The sequence below is a fragment of the uncultured Caballeronia sp. genome (assembly GCF_964243625.1).
Taxonomy (GTDB): domain Bacteria; phylum Pseudomonadota; class Gammaproteobacteria; order Burkholderiales; family Burkholderiaceae; genus Caballeronia.
In genome coordinates, this window is sequence record NZ_CAXTGZ010000779.1 from 1 (window position 1) to 2,483 (window position 2,483).

Sequence of the window (2,483 nt, forward strand, 5' to 3'; positions counted from 1 at the left end):
GTAAAGCTTTTTACCAACGACATTGTTGACGTAAGCGAAACCTGCATCGACAACACCGTACAACGTCACGCTGCTCTGAGCGTGCGCGGCACCTGCGAACGGACCCAACGCTGCCAGAACGAGAAGCGACTTTTTCATTGATGATCTCCAAGGATTGATACTGTTTGGCAAGGTCACTGTTCTGAGTGCCAGTGTATTGAGCTCCATGCCGGAATTTCAAACATATAAGTTGTACGAAATGTGTTGAAAAGGCCTTCTATTGAAAACGGAAATATTCCCCTTCGTTTGGCCGTGTGACGTCTATGATTAAGTGAAAGGTTGAGACTCGGCTACGGTGTGTAACCTCTTGCTAAGTGCAGAACGCTATATGGCGCCATGTTGGCGTAACAGCGCATGCTTCATCGCGCCGTGTAAATCGCTAATCCATGACCACCGCTTGAGACGCGTTGAGAAAAGTGCATCTGTAAAAATCTCGTGAATAAGTTTCTCGACAAACCGCGACGCTACCGATCTATTACTGAGCAACCACTTAGCAACAGTTTAAAAACGATCAACCCGAAATGGGAAAGGATCCGCGATCGTGTCTGTGCCTACCATCATCTCGGCGAGCAGACGCCCGGTAACTGGTCCTAAAGTCAGCCCGTGATGCGCGTGGCCGAACGCGAACCATAAGTCTTTGTGCCGTTTCGCAGGTCCGATGATCGGCAGCATGTCCGGCGTGGACGGCCGCATGCCTAGCCAGGGTTGCTTATCGAGCCTCGCACCTAGCGGGAAGGCATCTCGCGCGATCGGTTCGATAGCATCTAGTTGAACTGGAGTCGCGGGGGAGTCAGCAGCAGCAAGTTCGACGCCGGTCGTCAGACGGATGCCGCGGGCCATTGGCGTGATCAAGTAGCCTATCTCGGTATCAACCACTGGTTGGTTCAGGCGTGCGCCGTCCTTTGCCGCGTAGTGCATGTGGTACCCCCGCTTGACGGCCAACGGAAGCCGATAACCGAGCCGCTTACTGACTATATCGGCCCAGGCGCCGAGCGCTATTACGGCCGAACGGGCGTCGATGCGGCCCGCCTCTGTATTGACGCTCCACTGCGGTTCGAGCGTTGATGCGTCGCCGATGAATACGCGGCCCCCAAGCTGTTCGAAGTAATTTGCGTAGGCGGTCACGAGCGCATGGGGATCGCTAATGGAGTCGGCTTCGGTATAACGCAACGCGCCAATCAATGCATGACCCAACGACGGCTCGGCACGCCGCAATTGCGCCGCGTCAAGCGCTTCGAACGCGATTCCGTAGTCCGCGTTATACCGCTTGGCTTTAAGCAAGTCGGCATCCTGCTTAACTGCGCTGCGAAATACCTTCATCCAGCCGCCCGTTCGTAAGAGTGCCTGCGCGCCAGACGCCTCGATAAGTGCGCGATGTTCGTTCACGCAATGTTCGATCAGGGTTGAGTATGAGCGGGCGATGACCGAATAGCGGTCCGCGCGCGAGTAGTGCCAATATCGGTAGAGAAATGGCAGAAGCTTCGGCATAGCGCTGACGTGATAGTGGACATCAAGCGAACGGTTGCAGGCATAACGCACCAAAGTGCCGAAGTCGCGCGGAAACGCATAAGGGACTGCGTCACGCTGAATCAGCCCTGAGTTGCCAGACGAACTCTCGTTGCCCGGTGCCTTGCGGTCGACCAGCGCGACCGCAAGCCCGCGCTTTTGCAAATGTATGGCGACCGATACGCCCACTATGCCGCCGCCGAGTACGACCGTATCGAACTTCATAGAGATGCTTCCTTGCTCGATGACGTCATGCGAGTGCCGTCACGGCGACTTCGACGTCGAGTCCCGGCTTCATCAGCAGCGCCTGCACGCAGGCGCGCGTCGGTGCGTGACCAGCAGGTACCCAAGCAACCCATGCCGAATTGAACTCGTCGAAGTGTTTCGGGTTGCTGAGCCAAACGTTCGCGGTGATGACACGCGTCTTCTCGACACTCGCCGTTGCGAGAAGCGCGTCGATGCGCTTGAGTATCTGCGTCGTCTGCACTGTAATGGATGCGCTTGCAGTATCCGCGACCTGACCGGACAGATGGACAATACCGTTCGCGATTACCACCTGGCTCATGCGTGGGTTGGTTTGAAGTCGTTTGATCTCGTTGGACATGATGTATGGCGTTGATTTAATTTAGATGACCTGCAGGCTTGCCTTCGCCAGGCGTATTAAATGGGCGGCCTCGTGACGATCGACCGGAGCGCGGGGGGCTGTGAACGTAAGTCGCAACAGATTGCCTTGCGGGCGTGTTTATTGGCGAGTACCTGAGCGCACATCGAACAGGTCTAATATGCCTTCGCCCAAGAAGTGGAAGCTCAGAACCGTCAAGGTGATCAGGGCACCTGGAAGAATCGCAAGCCACGGGGCACTGTCGAGATAGCCCTGAGCGGTGTTAAGCATGTTTCCCCAACTCGGCGTCGGCGGCTGCACGCCATACCCTAAAAAG

General features: G+C 56.1%; 3 protein-coding genes and 1 pseudogene. All 4 read right to left on the reverse strand.

The annotated features are described in order from the left end of the window. The coding region (locus ACFFAR_RS30770) for a porin (protein WP_375509178.1) at window positions 1–138 on the reverse strand (138 nt) is incomplete at its 3' end. A gap of 402 nt (window positions 139–540) precedes the next feature. Further along, complete coding sequence (locus ACFFAR_RS30775; RefSeq protein WP_375509176.1) at window positions 541–1,770, reverse strand: NAD(P)/FAD-dependent oxidoreductase; 1,230 nt, start codon at window positions 1,768–1,770, stop codon at window positions 541–543. Window positions 1,771–1,795: 25 nt separating this feature from the next. Continuing rightward, window positions 1,796–2,149, reverse strand: coding sequence for a RidA family protein (locus ACFFAR_RS30780; protein WP_375509177.1), 354 nt, complete (start codon window positions 2,147–2,149; stop codon window positions 1,796–1,798). Window positions 2,150–2,287: 138 nt separating this feature from the next. Further along, window positions 2,288–2,483, reverse strand: a pseudogene (locus ACFFAR_RS30785) (ABC transporter permease); the annotation flags it as partial.

Coding starts and splice junctions, on each gene's coding strand:
- ACFFAR_RS30775 (WP_375509176.1), bottom strand. CDS start 1,770: ATGAAGTTCGATACGGTCGTACTCGGCGGCGGCATAGTGGGCGTATCG.
- ACFFAR_RS30780 (WP_375509177.1), bottom strand. CDS start 2,149: ATGTCCAACGAGATCAAACGACTTCAAACCAACCCACGCATGAGCCAG.